The organism is Mitsuaria sp. TWR114 (genome assembly GCF_007997345.1).
Genome location: NZ_VOSR01000988.1, coordinates 1 through 777 on the forward strand (window position 1 = coordinate 1; position 777 = coordinate 777).

At 68.9% G+C, this 777-nt stretch carries 1 protein-coding gene; it reads right to left on the reverse strand.

The annotated features are described in order from the left end of the window. Window positions 1–776 (reverse strand): nicotinate phosphoribosyltransferase (gene pncB, locus FUT87_RS26590; RefSeq protein ID WP_255512055.1); only part of this gene is annotated, 776 nt, incomplete at its 3' end. Window position 777 lies beyond the last annotated feature (1 nt).

Sequence of the window (777 nt, forward strand, 5' to 3'; positions counted from 1 at the left end):
GCGTCCATGCCGATCACGTCGGTGAGCGCGATGCCCAGGTCGCCGCGGTACTCCTGCACCCAGTCCTCGAGCGCCGCCTTCTGGTGGTCGCGCAGCCGCACGCCGGTGGCCTGGTAGGCCTGCAGGTACTCGTGCGCCATCGTGCCGATCGGCACCAGCCCCAATTCCTTGGCCAGCAGCACGTTGGACGTGCCCCGGAAGGTCTCCGGCAGCTCGTCGCGCAGCGTGCGCAGCACCTCCTCGTGCCAGGCGCCGGAGAAACGCCGGCGCAGGCCGAAGTCGAAGAACTGGAACGGGTGGCGGCGCGGCGCCTCGTCGCGGACGAAGGCGCGCACCGTCTCGACCTTGCGCTTGAGCCGCCGCCGGCCTTCCTCGATCGCCGGCGCGGCATCGAAGCGCCGGAAGTACAGCTCGTTGACCATCGCCAGCACGAAGATCTCGAAGCCCATCACATGCACCTGCGGGCCGCGCACGATGATCTCGAGCCGCTCGCCGTCCGCGCGCACCGAAATGAAGTCGCGCTGGAAACGGAAGATGCGCAGCAGGTCGATGAAGTCCGGCTTCATGAAGCGCAGGCCGCGCAGGTAGTCGAGCTCGTCCGGCCGGAAGGTCAGCGCGCACAGGTGGTCCAGTTCGCGCTCCAGGTCGGCCACCAGCGTCGCGAGCGGGTACTGCGGCGTGTTGCGGCAGGCGAAGCGGTACTCGGCCTGCGCCTGCGGATGCCGGTGCAGCATCGCCTGCCACATCGTGAACTTGTAGAGGTCGGTCTCCAGCAGG